Here is a 17,457-nt window from a genome sequence, read left to right on the forward strand (position 1 = left end):
CATGTCCAAGCTCATTTCCTACGCCCAGAATTTTGAAGATGTCATCCTGTGGCGCGTACTGGGCCACATCGAAGGCGGCCGCTACATCGATGTCGGCGCACAGAGCCCGGACGTTGACTCTGTGAGCCTTGTTTTCTACGAGCGTGGTTGGCGCGGCATCCATGTCGAACCGACCCAGCATTATTCGGATCTGCTGCGAACGCGGCGTCCCGACGAACAGGTGCTGCAGGTGGCTGTTACCAACAGCCCGGGTGAGCTCCGTTTCTTTGACGTCGCTGACACCGGTCTGAGCACGCTGGATGAGGGCATCGCCCAGGAACATCGCGATGCCGGCTTCAAGGTCAGCGAAGTGCGCGTGCCCGCGGTGACGCTGGACAGCGTGTTCGAGATGTCCGGGCCCGGCGAGATCCACTGGCTCAAGATTGATGTCGAAGGCGCCGAGCGGGAGGTCATCGAAGGCTGGAACGGACCGCATCGGCCCTGGGTGCTGGTGGTCGAGGCTACGCGGCCGCAGAGTCCGGAACTGAACCACCACCTGTGGGATCCGATGGTGCTGGCCAAGGGCTATTCCTTTGCGTACTTCGATGGACTGAACCGCTTCTATGTGAGCGACGCGCATCCTGAGCTGGCCACTGCGCTGACGTGTGGCCCGAATGTGTTCGACGATTTCGTCCTGGCACCACAATCGGCGTTCTGTGCGGCCGCCAATGCAGTTGCTGCCGAAGCCATGGCACAGCAGAGAGCATCTGCCGCCGAAGCAGCAGAGCAGCAGCGGGCAGCCGCTGCCGAAGCAGCAGAGCAGCAGCGGGCGGCCGCTGCCGAAGCAGCAGCGCAACAGCGGGCGGCCGCTGCAGAAGTCGAGGCCCGGCAGCATGTGCAGTTGGCCGAAGCGGCCCGGAAGATCGAAGTGCTGGAAGGAGAGCTGAAGGCGAAGCGTGCGTCGGAAGCCACTTTCCATCGCGAGAAGAGCTTGATTGTCGAAGCTGCAGGAGAGCATCGCGAAGAGTTCCAGCGGGCAGTGGCACAGAATCAGGTGTTCGCCGTTGAGATCGGACGTCGCGACGCTGAAGTCGCACGCCTGAACGAGGTCGTGCACGCGCTTCTGACCAGCACGTCCTGGCGGATCACGCGACCATTGCGCGGGCTGAAGTATCTGTTCACGCAGCCGACGATGTTTGCGCGTCGGGTGGTGCTCGCGGCCATGCGTCGTGTTGCCCAGCGCCCGGCAGTCGCGCGTCCGCTGAACTCGCTGCTGAAGCGGGTGCCGCGACTGCATGCCAAGCTGATATCGGTGGCGGTCAACAACCGGATCATTGCCCAGGTGCCGGGGACCCTGCAGCATGCAGGCCTGGTTGGCGGGGTTGGTTCGTTCGAGGGCCTCACCGAAGTGCAGGCCCTGGAGCAGCTGTCCGTGCGCGGACGGGCGTTCTACACGGATATCGCAGCTGGCAATCGCACGGAGAACAGATGATGCGGATTCTTCTGGACCTGCAGGGCGCCCAAGGCGAAAGCCGCCTGCGTGGCATCGGCCGGTACTCGTTGTCATTGGCCTTGTCGGTGGCACGCAATGCGCGGGGCCACGACGTCCACCTTCTGGTCAATGGCGCCTTCCCCGAAGGCATCGATCACATCCGCGAGGCCTTCGCCGGCCTGCTGCCGAGGGACAGCATCCACGTGCTGCACGTTCCGTTGCCCGTTGCCCAGCGTGAAAGCGAGAATACGCTTCGCCGGGAGCAGGCTGAAATCGTGCGTGAGGCGGCGATTGCCACGCTGCAGCCGGATATCGTGCATGTCTCCAGCCTTTTTGAGGGCTTTGCCGACAATGCGGTGGGAACCATCAACCAGCACTGCCGCGTGCCGACCCTTGTCACGTTGTACGACATGATTCCGTTTATGAATCCGAAGCTGTACCTGGATCCGGACCCGCGCTATCGCGAGTTCTATCACGGGAAGCTGGAGCAGCTGGCGCGGGCCGATGCGCTGGTGGCCATTTCCGAAAGCTCGGCGCAGGAAGCACACGAAGTCGCTGGCTTCCCGGCAGAGCGCATTTTCAACATGTCTGCTGCCTGCGACCCGGTGTTCCGTCCGATGGATACACTGGACTCCCGGCGCATTCTGACCCGCGTTGCATTCGGGGTGGCCGCTGGCTTCGTCCTGTACACCGGTGGCGCGGATCGTCGCAAGAATCTGCCGCGATTGGTGGAAGCCTACGCAGGGCTGGATGCGAAACTACGCGCCGGCATGCAGCTGGTGTTCGCCGGGCACATGCCCGCGCCGCACGTGGATGAGCTGAAGCGCCTTGCGGCGTCACTGGGCCTGGCGGAACGGGATCTGGTCTTCACCGGCTATGTGTCCGATGAGCAGCTGGTCGCGCTGTACAACGAATGCAGCCTCTTCGCGTTCCCATCCTGGCACGAGGGCTTCGGGCTTCCAGTGCTGGAGGCAATGGCCTGTGGTGCGGCGGTCATTGCATCGGACGCTTCAAGCATCCGTGAGATCGCAACGGAACCCACCGCGTTGTTTGATCCCATGGATGTCGATTCGCTCCGTGCGCGCATGACTCACTTCCTCTCCAATCCGGAAGAGAACCAGCGCCTGCGTGACTATTCACTGGAGCGGGCGCAGGCGTTCTCGTGGGACAAGGTGGCCTCGGTCTTCGTCGATGCGTGCGAGCACGTGGTTGGACTGGAGCTGGAGCGCACCTCGCCCGAGGCAGCGGTCAGCATCGCGACAACCCGCCTGGGCGCGCTCCCCGATGCCCAGAGCACCGATCTACTGAGCGCCGCGGATGCGCTTGATCGCAGCTGCGCGGCTGCACCGCAGTTGCTGGTGGACGTCACCGAACTGGCGGACAAGGATCTACGCACAGGCATCCAGCGCGTCACGCGCGCGGTGGTGGCCGAATGGGCAAAATTGGCGCCCGCAGGCTATCGGCTGCAGTTGGTACGGCTGGATCGTAGTACCGGCCAGTACGTCTGCGCCAACACGTATGCAGCGACGTTGCTGGGTCTGCCGCAGCAGGCCGATCTGCCGGTGGTGTGCCACGCGGGCGATGTATTCCTGGGCCTCGATCTGACCGGATCTGCCGTTAAGCTGGGCAGCGAGTGGTTCCGCTACCTGCGCCGCAGCGGCGTGAAGATCAGCTTCGTGGTCTACGACATCCTGCCGGTCAGGCATCCGCAGTGGTGGCCGGGCGGTGGGGGTCAGCACCACGAAGCCTGGCTGCGTGAAATCCTCGGTTGTGCCGACCAGCTCATCTGCATTTCCAGGGCCGTGGCCGATGATGTCCGTGCCTGGATGGACGAGCAGCAGGTTCAGAGCTTGGCCTCGATTGACTGGTTCCACCTCGGCGCCGATCTGGATGGCAGCGTGCCATCGAAGGGGCTTCCGGATGATGCCGGGCAAGTGATCGCGCGGATCGCCGCCGTACCCAGTTTCCTGATGGTAGGAACGATCGAACCCCGAAAAGGTCATGCGATGGTGCTGTCGGCCTTCGAGTCGCTATGGGCGGAAGGGCATGACGTGAATCTGGTCATCGTCGGACGCAAGGGCTGGTTGGTTGACGCGTTGTGCAGCCGCTTGGCGGGCCATCCGCGACTCGGTCGCCAGTTGTTCTGGTTCGAGAGTGCCAGTGACGAGTACCTGGACACGATCTACGCCAGTTCCAGCTGCCTGATGGCTGCCTCGGAAGGTGAGGGGTTTGGGTTGCCGCTGATCGAGGCCGCTCAGCGTGGCCTGTCGATCATCGCCCGCGATATTCCCGTATTCAGGGAGGTGGCGGGGGGGCATGCACACTTCTTCGCGGGGCACGGCGACGCCCCCATCGCGCAAGCCGTCCGCGAATGGCTGCCACTTCGGGCACAGGGGGCCGAGACCCGGTCAGACCGCATGCCCTGGCTGACCTGGACGCAGAGCGCTGCACAGTTGCAGCGCGTGTTGCTGCAGGATCGCCTCGCCGTGGACCGGCCCCTCACCAGCTCCTGAGCTATGATCCACCGTTGCATGGGCGAGCGGGGGCACGCAGGCGACAGTTGCCTCCGCGATCTGGCGGAATCCGCCAAACCTGACTTTTGAAGAGAGATCGGAATGAGCAATAAGAAGGCGATTATCACCGGCATCACCGGCCAGGACGGTGCTTACCTGACCGAACTGCTGCTTGAGAAAGGGTACGAGGTGTACGGCACCTATCGCCGTACCAGTTCCGTCAATTTCTGGCGCTTGGACGAACTGGGTGTTACGAATCATCCGAACCTGCATCTGGTTGAGTACGACCTGACCGATCTGGGCACCTCGCTGGCGATGGTGCAGAAGATCCAGCCGGATGAAATCTACAATCTGGCCGCGCAGAGCTTCGTGGGCGTCAGCTTCGACCAACCGACCACCACCGCGCAGATCACCGGTGTGGGTGCGCTGAACCTGCTGGAAGCGATCCGCCTGGTCAACCCGAAGATCCGCTTCTACCAGGCGTCGACCTCGGAGATGTTCGGCAAGGTGCAGGCCGTGCCGCAGGTGGAGGATACCCCGTTCTACCCGCGCAGCCCGTACGGTGTGGCCAAGCTCTACGCGCACTGGATCACGGTGAACTACCGCGAGAGCTACGACATCTTCGGTTCCAGCGGCATCCTCTTCAACCACGAAAGCCCGCTGCGCGGCCGCGAGTTCGTGACCCGCAAGATCACCGACTCGGTGGCCAAGATCAAGCTCGGCCAGCTGGACGTGCTGGAACTGGGCAACCTGGACGCCAAGCGCGACTGGGGCTTTGCCAAGGAATATGTGGAAGGCATGTGGCGCATGCTGCAGGCCGACCAGCCGGACACCTTCGTGCTGGCCACCAACCGCACCGAAACCGTGCGCGATTTCGTCAGCATGGCGTTCAAGGGCGCCGGCATTGATGTCGAGTTCAAGGGCAAGGATATCGACGAAGTCGCCATCGATACCGCGAGTGGCAAGACCGTCATGCGCATCAATCCGAAATTCCACCGCCCGGCGGAAGTCGATCTGCTGATCGGCAATCCGGAAAAGGCTGGGCGCATCCTGGGCTGGAAGCCGCAGACCACGCTGGAACAGCTGTGCCAGATGATGGTCGAGGCCGACCTGAAGAGGAATGAGCGTGGTTTCTCGTTCTGACCTGAGCGGAAAGCGGGTTCTTGTCACCGGAGCGTCCGGCTTCACAGGGCGCTACATGGTGGCTGAACTGCGTGCCCAAGGATGCCACGTTGTGGCATTGGGGAGTCAGGACAAAGTAGAAGGTGCGCACGAGACGATTGTCGCGGACCTTCGGAACTCCGAGGCGATGGGGGCGGCGGTAGCTGCCGCGCGCGCTGACCGGGTAGTACACCTGGCAGCGCTGGCGTTCGTGGGCCACGGCAACGTGGAGGATTTCTACAGCGTCAATCTGCTTGGAACCCGAAATCTGCTGGCTGCGCTGGAGCAGAGCGATTACCCGCCAGCCCAGATCCTGCTCGCCAGCAGCGCGAACGTCTACGGCAATGCATCGGCCGGGGTGCTGGACGAAGACACGATCCCTTCTCCTGCCAACGACTATGCGGTCAGCAAGCTTGCGATGGAGCATGTGGCAGGGCTTTGGCGCGATCGACTGCCGATCACCGTCGTTCGCCCGTTCAACTACACTGGGGTTGGCCAGGCAGAACAGTTCCTGATACCTAAAATTGTCTCGCACTTCGCGCGGCGCGCCGAGGTCATGGAACTGGGCAACCTGGAAGTGGCGCGTGATTTTGGCGATGTCCGGTCAGTGGTTGCAGCGTATCGCCAGCTGTTGCAGACATCTGCCGCCATCGGGAGAACCGTGAATGTGTGCACGGGGCAGGGCCATACCCTGATGGAAATCGTGCAGATGTGCCAGCAGATTACCGGGCATGCCCTTGAGATCCGGGTCAATCCGGCGTTCGTTCGCGCCAATGAAGTAAAGGTCCTGGTCGGGGACAACCGCAGATTGCGTGGCCTGATCGGTAGCTGGGAACCTGTTCCAATGGAGCAGACCTTGCGCTGGATGCTTGGAGTGAATGTCTGACCTGCCTGGCTCCACATCCCGGAGCATGGCGATCAATAAATCAGAAGCGCCGAGCAGTTTTGCCAGAATTGGGCGCGCCGGAGCGGTGGGCTCCGGCAGCCTTGGCGGTTGCACCACGCCCTCTGGCTGCCGGCTCCCCGTTAACGACGCAGCGGCCTGATTCCACAGCCGCTGCTGCCCAGCCGCTTTGCCAAGGCCCGGGCCGCTACCGACGTGGTAGCAGCCCGGTAGCGAGGTTCAGTTCTCTTTGCGTCCGTCGAAGGCGCACAACAAGGATTGGCTGCCAGTGTAATCCCAGCGCAGTGCAAGGGGGCGCGGATCCCCGTTACCCGGCGGTGCGGCAGGAATCTCATTCTCCAGCAGTATCCGTTGTGTGTTGGCCGGAACCGTAAGTTCAACGACCGACACCTGATCTGGGCGAAGAGATGCTTCTGCGAGCAGCCTCCCCGAGGGATCGGAGATGCTGACTTTCATTGGGCGAATCGCAGAAAGCGACATTGACAGCTTGCAACTGGCTGCGCCTGGAGGCGAGGGAGAGAGCGCCAGCGTTGGCTTGTCTGCCGACCATACCCATCTACGATCTCCATCGCCCTCCACTGCATGCCAGCCTCCGTCGCGGACCAAGGCCCGAGCAGTTGCGCCTGTGGCACCCGTAAAGATGGCGGTTTGAGTATTGTCACGATCACTGAACTGGTGTGCGCCCGGAAGACCGGCGAAGGCCACCGCCTTCTCACGGATTTCCTCGGATTCCGCACGTTTGTCTATGACCAGTGCGGAAAAGCCCAATGCCTGCACGACTTCCATGAACTGGCCCGCTGGCAGAGCTGCCACTTCGCTCAACCAATTGGATTCAGGCCGTGCCCTCATGGCTCCGTGAGTCCATCGCAGGCCAGGTGCATGCAGGCTGTTCCGAAATTGTGTGTAGCTGCCGAGTGACTCGGGATTCTCGGGATAGGTGATAAAAGGCAACTGCATGACGAGCGCTCCCTGCGGGAGCTTGGCTGCGATAGCTCTGGCGAAATCGCGATCGCTTTGATATCGCGCGGCAACCTCGCTCCGCGAATTCCTGGTCTGTCGGTAGGCTGGGCTGACCTGATCGTAGATGATGCAGAAAGAGAGCACGGCAACCATCACTGCACCGCTCTTATGCCAATGCTTGCCACGGGAGGCCATCCATGTCCACGCTAGCTGGAGTGTTCCTGCAGCCACGATGAGACTGAACAACGCAATGAATGGAGATATGCGGTTCAGCGCACGAATCTGAGGGGAAACCAACAGCGCGAACAGGCTCCCAAGTCCACCGGTTGTCGCAAAGATGAAGAGCGCGACAAGCAGCACCGCACACAGCTGTTGCGCGGCAGGGAACATGCGGCGGACAGATGGGATGAAGAGCATCAGGAGCCCCATCATGAAGCCAGCACTACCCAGGGCGCCAAGCGTTGCGGTGCCATTCTCGTTGACCGTGAGTGCTTGCTCGTCATATTTGGCTCGCTCTCTAGCGGCGGGTCCAAATCTGTGGCCGTGCACAGGGAGGAGCAGTTGAGAGAGTTTCAAACCGTAGATTTCGCTCTCGACCAGCGAGCGCTTTCCGACGGAGGGATTCGGACCTTCCACGCGGTTGTGGACCTGCGTCGGCAGAAGCTGCAGCGCGACGCACAATACGATCCCTGAAACAAAGAGGGCGCCGCGATAGGCTGGCAGAATGGAGCGAGAGCGTCCGATCTGAACGATCGTGGCAACAGCAAGCACGATGCAAGTGAAAAACGCGTAGTACACCCCGGTCGTACCGCACCAGATGCATGCCGCGAGCAGTCCAAGCGCTCCCAGCCACCGCCGGACTCTAGAGCGTGTTCTGTCCAGTAGCGGATCCGCAAGCTTCAGCGCCAGCCAGAGGGCAACGGCTGCGGTTGCATAATTGGTGTAGAAGAGATGGCCAATTCTCTGGAAATGGAACGGAAGCAACGCAAACGCAAGGCCCACAAGCAAAGCAGGGCCAGGAGAAATGCGGCACCGGAGCGAAATAGCGAACCCGGCCACTGCCGTTGTCGCTACGCTTAAAAGTAGGAACAGATTGAAACCAAGGCCGTACCCACCAGAGAACAGCAGGGCGGCCAGCAGCATGTTGCCGAAATCACCATTCGGAAAGTCGACGTTCTGGGTCCCGAATGGGGCGCCAGCATTGTCGATTCGAGCAAGCCCTCCAGGGCGCGCGAAGCTGTCAATGATGTATCCGTACTGCAGGGCGTCGCCCTCGTAAGACATGGGCGTGGACAGGGAGCCCCGCTGCATTCCGGTGCCATACCAATAGACTGCCGTGGCCAGCGCCGCAAGAAGCAGCGCGAGCAGTATGCGCCATCGGTATGAATCCTTCCCCGGGTCCCGGATCAACTCACGCATCCGGTCGATCCTCAAAGATGTACATCGGCTTGTGCTTTACTTCGTCCAGGATGCGCCACAGGTATTCGCCGATAACGCCCAGCATGAGCATGATCATGCCGCCAATCACCAGGCCTGCGATCATGAGTGGCGCCCAGCCGGGGAAGGGCGTGGTATGCAATGCCCAGGCACCGAGCACAATTACCGCGTACAGCAGGCCAAGGGCAGACACGAGTACGCCGGACAGTGACATCAAGCGGATGGGAAGGTAGGAGCCATCGATGACGTAGTCGAGAAACAACTTGAGCTTGCGGCCGAAATTGTACTGGGACTTGCCGATGGTGCGTTTGCGCCTGGCATACGGCAGCAGGGCAGTTCGATAGCCCGCCCAAAGGATGTCACCCTGGAAGTAGCGATTCCGGCCTTCGTACTGCAGGAACGTGTTGGTTGCACGGCGGCTCATCAGGACGAAATCGAAGCCGCCTTCAGGGATATTACGGTTGGAACTACGCAAAATGGCGTATGCGACTTTGGAGAAGAAGTTGGACGCAATCGAGTCATTGCGATCATTGCGATGACCTATGACGACGTCGAAGCCCGCCTCCCAGTTTCGGACCATCTGTACCGTCAACTCTATGGGATCTTGGAGGTCAGCCGAGATGTTGATGACCGCGTCACCAGCAGATTTCTGGTAACCACCAATGATCGCGGGAACCTGTCCGAAATTCCGCGTAAACCGGAACGGGCGCACGGCATTGTCTTCTGAGGCCAGTTCCATGATTTCAGCCCAGGAGTTGTCTTGGGATCCATCGTTGACGAATACGATTTCGTAGGTGTGATCTGCTAGTTCCGTCTGGAAAAGTTCTCGAATGGATTCCCAGGTTGGCCGAAGCGATCCTGAGTTGTTGTAGACGGGCACAACGTAACTGATGAGTGCCATGCTCAGGACTCCAGTTCGGCTGCCAGCGACTGGCACACGTGGTCAATCTGTGCGTCACTGATGCCGAGGAAGAAGGGAAGCCCGATGATTCGACCTGCAAGTCGATTGGCGTTCATGGGCTCTCCAACAATGGCGCAATCGCGGAGCGCCGGCTGCTGGTGAAGCGCCGGCGTGTACCAGCGACGCGTGTCGATTCCGGCGTTCGAAAGTCGGTTACCGATGGAGATTGCATCCTTGCCCTCCGGAAGGAGCACAGCCATCAAGGGGTACACACCGCTTTCGGGCTTGGTCTGGAATTGCAGGGATGGGCAGGCAGTCCGCAGCCGTGCCATGTACCGTGCATACAGCTCGCGCCGATCGTTTTTGACCTGCTCCCACATGTCGAACGAGGCGAGTCCCAATGCACAGTGATACTCGCTCATCTTGCCATTCGTTCCCAGCTCGACAAGCGAACCGCTTCGCACGTCCAGTCCGAAATTGGATAGCGCACGTATGCGCTGGATGCGTTGGGGGTCCGGTGAAACCACAGCACCGCCCTCGGCTGCGCCCAGAGACTTCGTGGCGTGAAAGCTGAACACAACATCGATCAACGAGCCGGCTGATTGATTGCCATAGGCGCCTGCGGCATCGACGATGACCGGAATCCCCGTCTCACGTTCGAATGCGTCCCAAAGGGCTGGGTCCTGGGGGTTTCCGAATGTGGCAACCGGCATGATGGCGTCGATATGCTCGCGTTGCGTTGCTTGTCGCGCGATCTCCGGCGTCAACGACCACCCCTCTGCGTCGATGTCGGCAATGACAGGAGTCATCCCCACTCGGCTGACAGCGGTTGCTGTTGCAACAAAGGTCAAAGAGGGCAGCAGCACTCTTGCCCCCGACGGCAGCCCACGCGCCTGTAGAGCCAGCTCAAGGCCCACCGTACAGTTGGACACAGTGGTGACGTTTTCCTGCTGTACGCCGAGATCATTGGCCAGCCGCTGCTCAAGCATACGACTCAGTGGGCCAAAGTTCGTGTAGTGCCGATTGCCATCGATCTCAGCGAAGTAGGCCTTTGCTTGTTCGAGGGTTGGCATGAGCGGGACGAGGAGCGGAATCTTGTCCATGAATCACCGGGAGAAAGTGAAGTGCCTGTGAGCCAGGTAACTGGCTACGGTCGATATGAAGAGGAATACGGCTTGCAGCAAGGCGCTGTTGGCGCCGGTCAGAGCAATAGCCAGTGGGAGGAGCAGGAGATTGGCTATGAAGATCGAGCTGTTGGAAAGCACGAATCTGCCAAACTCCGGTAGCCACGGCCGCTTCGAACGGAAAACTGCGAGGCGTTGGGTCAGGAAGGAATGTGGCAGTGCCACGCAGTAACTCGCGATAAGCACAGTTGCCACGCCCCAGCGTGATTCGATGGTGAGATGGAACACCAGGAACACCAAGTAGCCCACCGCAGTATTCCACCCCCCGACAACCAGGAAGCGAAGCTTCTCGTTGGCATACAGTTGTGCGATGCGAGGTAAAGTCATTTGGATTTTCGCGCCAACGGACGAGCCGGATTGCCGACAAATACGGCATGCGCTGGGACGTCGCTGACTACCATTGCGCCCATGCCGATTACCGCCTCTACGCCGACGCTCTGTTTCTCGCGGATGCAGCACATCGCGCCGAGGTAGCTGGCAGCTCCAATCTCGCAATTGCCGCTGATGACCGCCCCTGGAGCCGTGGTTACGAACTCGCGCAGCACCGAGTCATGTCCCACATTGGTTGACCGATTGAGCTGGACATGGCGCTCCAGCTTGACATTGGTGGTGACAATACAGCCGGCATGAACGATCACACCCTCTGAAAGCTCAAGATAGTCCGGAATGATTGCCGTGGGGTGCGCGAAGCTGGGAAAGCAGGTTCCCGCAGGCAGCGCCAAAGCAAGGCGGCGCCTGGTTTGGCTGTCGCCAACCGCCACCACAGCAGCGTGGATGCTTGGGTCAAAGGTGTTCAGTCTGTGCTGGGGATAGCCCTCTATCAGTTCACCTGTCCAGTACTCGCCATCCACGAAGAAGCCGGCTATCCGCTCTGATGCCACCCCGCACTGTTGGAGTAGCAGCAGTGTTTCGCGCGCATGGCCGCCCGCGCCGATCAGGGCGATGGCGCGTTCATCCAACTCGGCCCTATTACTGTGGTGCGCGGCCATACTGGTCTTCGAAGCGCACAATATCGTCCTCGCCCAGATAGCTGCCGGACTGCACTTCGATCAGTTCCAGCGGCAGCTTGCCCGGATTCTTCAGGCGATGGGTCACGCCCAGAGGGATGTAGGTGCTCTGGTTCTCCGACAGCAGGATCACCTCATCGCCACGGGTGACTTCGGCAGTGCCGCTGACCACGATCCAGTGCTCGGCACGGTGGTGATGCATCTGCAGGCTCAGCGTTGCGCCCGGCTTGACGGTGATGCGCTTGACCTGGAACCGCGCGCCATTGTCGATCGAGTCGTAAGCGCCCCAGGGACGGTAGACCTTGCGGTGGGCGGCGGCTTCGCTGCGGCCATCGCGCTTGATCTGGCCGACGATTTCCTTGACGTCCTGCACGCGGTCCTTGTGGCCCACGAACACGGCGTCATCGGTTTCAACGACCACCACATCCTGCAGGCCGACCATCGCGATCAGGCGATTGCCGTAAGCGTAGCTGTCCTTGCAGTCCAGGGCGATCACATCGCCGTGGCACGCGTTGCCGTCGGCGTCCTTGTCGGACACCTCCCACAGCGCCGACCACGAACCGACGTCGTTCCACTCGGCGTCGAGCGGCACCACAGCGGCGTCAGCGGTCTTCTCCATCACGGCATAGTCGATGGAATCGTTCGGGCTGGCGGCAAAAGCCTCGGCATCCAGGCGGATGAAGTCGTTGTCGCGGGCAGCCTTGTCGAGCGCCTGGCGGCACGCGGCCAGGATCGCCGGCTGCAGCGCTTCCAGTTCCTTCAGGTAACGCGAGGCCTTGAACAGGAACATGCCGCTGTTCCAGAAGTACTCGCCGGAAGCGACGTACTGTTCGGCAGTGGCCAGATCGGGCTTTTCGACGAAACGGTCGACGGCGCGCACGCCTTCGCCGGCAGCGGCCTTGATATAGCCGTAGCCGGTTTCCGGCGCGGTCGGAACAATGCCGAAGGTGACCAGCTTGCCGGCCTCGGCAGCGATGGCGGCCTGCTTGACCGCCGCGTGGAAGGCCGCTTCATTGCGGACCACGTGGTCGGACGGCAGTACCAGCAGCAAGGCATCATTGCCGCTGGCCAGGGCCTGCAGCGCGGCGATGGCGATGGCCGGAGCGGTATTGCGGCCCACCGGTTCAAGGATCAGCGCCTGCGGCAGTACCTTGCACTCGCGCAGCTGCTCGGCAGCCATGAAGCGGTGCTCCTGGTTGGCGACCACGATCGGTGCTGCGCCGGCGATGGAAGCAACCCGCTTCCAGGTGGCCTGCAGCATCGTGTCGTCGCCGACCAGCGGCAGGAACTGCTTCGGATAGGCCTCGCGCGACAGCGGCCACAGCCGCGTGCCCGAGCCGCCGGACAGAATGACGGGGACAATTGGGGTCATGCGAAGTATGTCCTTCTCAGTGATTGGCTGGCGTGCCGCCAATCAGGGCGGTCAGCTCGCGGATTCGTTCCTGCAGCAGTGCTTCATTGCCGCGGGTCTCGATGTTCAGCCGCAGCAAGGGTTCGGTATTGGAGCTGCGCAGGTTGAAGCGCCATTCGGCAAAGTCGGCGCTGACGCCGTCGGTGCGATCCAGGATGGGTTGCTGAGGTTCGAAATGTGCGAGCACGCGCGCGACCGTGGCCTTGGCATCGTCCACACGGAAGTTGATCTCGCCACTGCACGGATAAGCCTTCATGCGGTCGGCCACCAGCTCGCCCAGCGACTTGCCGCTGTTGGATACCAGCTGTGCGATCAGCAACCACGGGATCATCCCCGAATCGCAGTAGGCGAATTCGCGGAAGTAGTGATGCGCGCTCATTTCACCACCGTAGATGGCGTCTTCGGCGCGCATGCGCTCCTTGATGAACGCATGGCCGGTCTTGCTCATGATCGGCACGCCGCCGGCCTGCTCGACCATTTCCACGGTGTTCCAGGTCAGGCGCGGGTCGTGGATGATCTTGCCGCCCGGCTGGCGGCTCACCAGGGCGGTGGCCAGCAGGCCGACCAGATAGTAGCCCTCGATGAAGTTGCCTTCGGCATCGAAGAAGAAGCAACGGTCGAAGTCGCCATCCCAGGCAATGCCGAAGTCGGCGCCATGGGCGCGCACGGCATCACGCGTGGCCGCGCGGTTTTCCGGCAGCAGCGGATTGGGGATGCCGTTCGGGAAACTGCCGTCGGCTTCATGCTGGATGCGGATGAACTCGAACGGCAGATGCGGAGCCAGCTGGTCGATGACCAGTCCTGCGCCGCCATTGCCCGGGTTGGTGACGATCTTCAGCGGCTTCAGGCTGGCGCGGTCGACATAGCCGAGCAGGTGCTGGATATAGGCCGACTTGTCGGCATCCTGGGTCACGGTTCCGGTGCCGTTGCCCAGCGGGGCATCGGAGGCGGCGAAATCGCGGATATCGAACAGGCCGGTGTCGCCGCTGATCGGTTTGGCACCGTCGCGCACCAGCTTCATCCCGTTGTAGTCCATCGGGTTGTGGCTGGCAGTGACCATGATGCCGCCGGCGGCCTGGCGGTGGAACGTCTGGAAATAGACCTCTTCGGTGCCGCACATGCCGATGTCGATGACATCACGGCCGCTGGCTGTCAGGCCTTCGATGGCGGCCTGCAGCAGCGCAGGGCTGCTCAGGCGGATGTCGTGTCCAACCACCACCGGTCCCGGGCCCAGCAACGCGGCAGTGCCAGCGCCGATACGGCGGGCAAGGCGTTCATCCAGTTCATCCGGAACGCGACCACGGATGTCATAGGCCTTGAAACACGGAAGCGTCATCAATGCAGTCCTTACAAAGGTTGACCCCGGATTATAGCGACAGCAGCTGCAAGGACGAGTGATCGATCCCCAAACCAGAACAGGCCCATGAATGCCACGTAACCTGTTGATTACGTGGCATCCCTCCACACATCTCAGCCCAGCGCTGCTTCCAGCTCCGGCAGGATCGCAAACAGGTCCCCGACCAGACCGATATCGGCAATCTCGAAGATCGGCGCATCGCCGTCCTTGTTGATCGCCACGATGGTACCGGCGTCCTTGATGCCGGTCAGGTGCTGGATCGCGCCGCTGATGCCGACGGCCACGTACAGTTCCGGCGCGATGATCTTGCCGGTCTGGCCGACCTGCAGGTCGCTGGGCACGTAGCCGGCATCGACGGCGGCGCGCGAGGCACCGACGGCGGCACCAAGCTTGTCGGCCAGCTGGAAGATCACCCTGAAGTTCTCTTCCGAACCAACGCCGCGCCCACCTGAGACCACGCGCTTGGCGCTCTGCAGGTCCGGGCGGTCGCTGGCACCGGCGGCCAGGCCGATGAAGCGGGTGTGGGTCGGCAGGGCGGCATCGGCGCTGGCCGCTTCAATGGCGGCATTGCCGCCCTGGGCCGCTTCCGGCCACGACGCGGCGCGCACGGTGGCGACCACGATCTGGTCGGCCGGGACTTCCACGGTGATGATCGCGTTGCCGGCGTAGATCGGGCGCTTGAAGGTGTGGCTGCCTTCAACGGTCATCAGGTCGGAGACCTGGTTGACGCCGAGCAGGGCGGCCACGCACGGCATCAGGTCCTTGCCGAAAGTGGTCGACGGGCCGAACACGTGGCTGTAGCCCTTGGCCAGCTGCGCGATCTGCGGCGCCAGCACCTGGGCGATGGCCTGCGCGTTGGCGGCGTTGGCCACGGTCAGGACCTTGGCCACGCCGGCGATCTTCGCCGCTTCTGCAGCGACGGCGGCCGGATCGGCGGCCAGCACCACCACGTCGATGCTGGCACCGCTGATGGCGGCGGCGGCGCTGACAGTCTTGGCGGTGGCGGCGTTGAGCTTGCCGTCGTGGTGCTCGGCGATGACGAGAATCTTGCTCATTACAGCAACCCCTTCTGCTTGAGTGCGGCAACCAGTTCGGCCGCGTCCTTGACCATCACACCCTTGCTGCGCTTGGACGGCGCGGCGTACTGGGTGGTCTTGAAGGTATCGGCGGCTTCAACGCCGAGGTCGGCCAACTGCAGGGTCTCCAGCGGCTTGGCCTTGGCCTTCATGATGTCCGGCAGCTTGATGAAGCGCGGCTCGTTCAGGCGCAGGTCGGTGGTGACCACCGCCGGCAGGTCCACTTCCAGGGTTTCCAGGCCGGCGTCGACTTCACGGGTCACCGTAGCCTTGCCGTCGGCGATCTCGAGCTTGCTGGCGAAGGTCGCCTGCGGGCGGCCCCATAGCGTGGCCAGCATCTGGCCGGTCTGGTTGGCATCGTCATCGATTGCCTGCTTGCCGAGGATCACCAGGTCCGGCTGTTCCTTCTCGATCAGCTTGAGCAGGGTGCGCGACGCGGTCAGCGGCTGGATGGCCTGGTCAGTGACGACGTGAATGGCACGGTTGGCACCCATCGCCAGGCCGTTGCGCAGGTGCGCCTGGGCGTCGGCCGGGGCGATGGTGGCGACCACCACTTCGCTGGCGATCCCCTTGTCGCGCAGGCGCAGGGCTTCTTCCAGGGCGATTTCATCGAAGGGGTTGGGCGACAGCTTGACGCCGTCGGTGACCACGCCGGAACCGTCCGGCTTGACCTGAATGCGGACGTTGTAGTCCACCACGCGCTTGTACGCGACGAGGATTTTCATCTGCTGCTCGATCCTTGTAGTGCCGGCCACGGGCCGGCTCACAGTTGCGGAGAACGCCCGGTCCTGCAACAGCAACCGGTTCGGGGGTGGGATCCCGATTCTAGCTGGCTTGAGGGGACCATGCGAATGCGTATGGTTTTTGCTGCGTTGCGGAACAGCGTGAGTCCTTCTTGCCTCTCGTTCATGCGCCGAAGGCAGTTGCCAGCGGCCCCCCGATGTATTCTGTAGAGCTGAATCGGACGGTTTCCATACCGCCCAGCTTCGTCACATCGATCAGGAGAACAGGTAGTGCCTACATGGCTTGTCACCGGCGGCGCCGGATTCATTGGCGGTAACTTCGTTCTCGAGGCCGTCGCGCGCGGCGTCAAGGTCATCAACCTCGATGTGCTGACCTACGCTGGCAATCTGAAGACCCTGTCCAGCCTGGAGGGCAACCCGAACCACGTGTTCGTGCAGGGCGACATCGGCGATGGCGCCCTGGTGGCGCGCCTGCTGGCCGAGCACCAGCCGGAGGCGGTGCTGAACTTTGCGGCCGAGAGCCACGTCGACCGCTCCATCGACGGCCCGGGCGCCTTCATCCAGACCAACGTGGTGGGCACTCTGGGCCTGCTGGAAGCCGTGCGCGACTATTGGAAGGCACTGCCGGCCGAGCAGGGCGCGGCGTTCCGCTTCCTGCACGTGTCCACCGACGAGGTGTACGGCACCCTGGGCGAGACCGGCAAGTTCAGCGAAACCACGCCGTATGCGCCGAATTCGCCGTATTCGGCGTCGAAGGCCGCCTCGGACCACCTGGTGCGCGCGTTCCACCACACCTACGGGCTGCCGGTGCTGACCACCAACTGTTCCAACAATTACGGCCCGTACCACTTCCCCGAGAAGCTGATCCCGCTGGTGATCGCCAAGGCGCTGGCCGGTGAGCCGCTGCCGGTGTACGGCGATGGCAAACAGGTGCGCGACTGGCTGTTCGTGTCCGACCACTGTGAAGCGATCCGCACCGTGCTGGCCAAGGGCAAGGTTGGCGAGACCTACAACGTGGGTGGCAATTCGGAAAAGCAGAACATCGAAGTGGTGCAGGCGATCTGTGCGCTGCTGGACCAGCGCCGCCCGCGTGCGGACGGCCAGCCGCGCAGCAGCCAGATCACCTACGTCACCGACCGCCCCGGCCATGACCGCCGTTACGCGATCGACGCCTCCAAGCTGAAGAACGACCTGGGCTGGGAACCGGCCTACACCTTCGAGCAGGGCATCACCTTCACCGTTGACTGGTACCTGGACAACCAGGCATGGGTCAACGGCGTGCTCGACGGCAGCTACCGTCTGCAGCGCATCGGCACCGCGGCCTGAACCCAG

At 62.2% G+C, this 17,457-nt stretch carries 14 protein-coding genes; 5 read left to right on the forward strand and 9 right to left on the reverse strand.

Features of this window, described 5'->3' with window-relative positions:
- The first annotated feature begins 1 nt into the window (after nt 1).
- The 4 genes from QZ853_RS18560 (at nt 2) to QZ853_RS18575 (ending at nt 6,031) form a co-directional block, all read left to right on the forward strand.
- Nucleotides 2-1,471, forward strand: coding sequence for an FkbM family methyltransferase (locus tag QZ853_RS18560; RefSeq protein WP_295577236.1), 1,470 nt, complete (start codon nt 2-4; stop codon nt 1,469-1,471).
- Nucleotides 1,468-3,984: a glycosyltransferase family 1 protein gene (locus tag QZ853_RS18565; RefSeq protein WP_295577248.1), complete on the forward strand. Its 2,517-nt coding sequence runs from the start codon at nt 1,468-1,470 to the stop codon at nt 3,982-3,984. The genes QZ853_RS18560 and QZ853_RS18565 overlap by 4 nt, the downstream gene beginning before the upstream one ends.
- Nucleotides 3,985-4,086: 102 nt before the next feature.
- The gene (gmd, locus tag QZ853_RS18570) at nt 4,087-5,127 is read left to right on the forward strand and encodes a GDP-mannose 4,6-dehydratase (RefSeq protein ID WP_227860115.1); all 1,041 of its coding nucleotides are present in this window, start codon (nt 4,087-4,089) and stop codon (nt 5,125-5,127) included.
- On the forward strand, nt 5,105-6,031 hold the full coding sequence (locus tag QZ853_RS18575) for a GDP-mannose 4,6-dehydratase (protein WP_295577277.1): 927 nt from the start codon (nt 5,105-5,107) through the stop codon (nt 6,029-6,031). The genes gmd and QZ853_RS18575 overlap by 23 nt, the downstream gene beginning before the upstream one ends.
- Nucleotides 6,032-6,268: 237 nt before the next feature.
- Here QZ853_RS18575 and QZ853_RS18580 read toward each other — a convergent pair whose 3' ends face one another.
- The 9 genes from QZ853_RS18580 to QZ853_RS18620 form a co-directional block, all read right to left on the reverse strand.
- Complete coding sequence (locus QZ853_RS18580) at nt 6,269-8,428, reverse strand: hypothetical protein (RefSeq protein ID WP_295577289.1); 2,160 nt, start codon at nt 8,426-8,428, stop codon at nt 6,269-6,271.
- Nucleotides 8,421-9,347, reverse strand: coding sequence for a glycosyltransferase family 2 protein (locus QZ853_RS18585; RefSeq protein ID WP_295577301.1), 927 nt, complete (start codon nt 9,345-9,347; stop codon nt 8,421-8,423). Before QZ853_RS18585 ends, QZ853_RS18580 begins: the two co-directional genes overlap by 8 nt.
- Nucleotides 9,348-9,349: 2 nt before the next feature.
- Complete coding sequence (locus QZ853_RS18590; RefSeq protein WP_295577313.1) at nt 9,350-10,450, reverse strand: DegT/DnrJ/EryC1/StrS family aminotransferase; 1,101 nt, start codon at nt 10,448-10,450, stop codon at nt 9,350-9,352.
- 3 nt (nt 10,451-10,453) lie between these two features.
- A complete protein-coding gene (locus QZ853_RS18595) occupies nt 10,454-10,858 on the reverse strand; it encodes a GtrA family protein (protein ID WP_094000496.1) in 405 nt (134 codons plus the stop codon).
- Nucleotides 10,855-11,520: an acetyltransferase gene (locus QZ853_RS18600; RefSeq protein WP_295577335.1), complete on the reverse strand. Its 666-nt coding sequence runs from the start codon at nt 11,518-11,520 to the stop codon at nt 10,855-10,857. Before QZ853_RS18600 ends, QZ853_RS18595 begins: the two co-directional genes overlap by 4 nt.
- A complete protein-coding gene (locus tag QZ853_RS18605; RefSeq protein WP_295577351.1) occupies nt 11,501-12,910 on the reverse strand; it encodes a mannose-1-phosphate guanylyltransferase/mannose-6-phosphate isomerase in 1,410 nt (469 codons plus the stop codon). The genes QZ853_RS18600 and QZ853_RS18605 overlap by 20 nt, the downstream gene beginning before the upstream one ends.
- A gap of 16 nt (nt 12,911-12,926) precedes the next feature.
- On the reverse strand, nt 12,927-14,285 hold the full coding sequence (locus QZ853_RS18610; RefSeq protein WP_295577359.1) for a phosphomannomutase: 1,359 nt from the start codon (nt 14,283-14,285) through the stop codon (nt 12,927-12,929).
- 134 nt (nt 14,286-14,419) lie between these two features.
- Nucleotides 14,420-15,361 (reverse strand): electron transfer flavoprotein subunit alpha/FixB family protein, encoded by a 942-nt coding sequence (locus tag QZ853_RS18615; RefSeq protein ID WP_295577362.1) that lies wholly within the window; start codon nt 15,359-15,361, stop codon nt 14,420-14,422.
- On the reverse strand, nt 15,361-16,107 hold the full coding sequence (locus QZ853_RS18620) for an electron transfer flavoprotein subunit beta/FixA family protein (RefSeq protein ID WP_012509979.1): 747 nt from the start codon (nt 16,105-16,107) through the stop codon (nt 15,361-15,363). The genes QZ853_RS18615 and QZ853_RS18620 overlap by 1 nt, the downstream gene beginning before the upstream one ends.
- Nucleotides 16,108-16,395: 288 nt before the next feature.
- On the opposite strand from QZ853_RS18620, the gene rfbB reads away from it, so the two are divergent.
- A complete protein-coding gene (gene rfbB, locus QZ853_RS18625) occupies nt 16,396-17,451 on the forward strand; it encodes a dTDP-glucose 4,6-dehydratase (protein ID WP_295577365.1) in 1,056 nt (351 codons plus the stop codon).
- Nucleotides 17,452-17,457 lie beyond the last annotated feature (6 nt).

The organism is uncultured Stenotrophomonas sp. (genome assembly GCF_913778665.1).
GTDB lineage: Bacteria > Pseudomonadota > Gammaproteobacteria > Xanthomonadales > Xanthomonadaceae > Stenotrophomonas.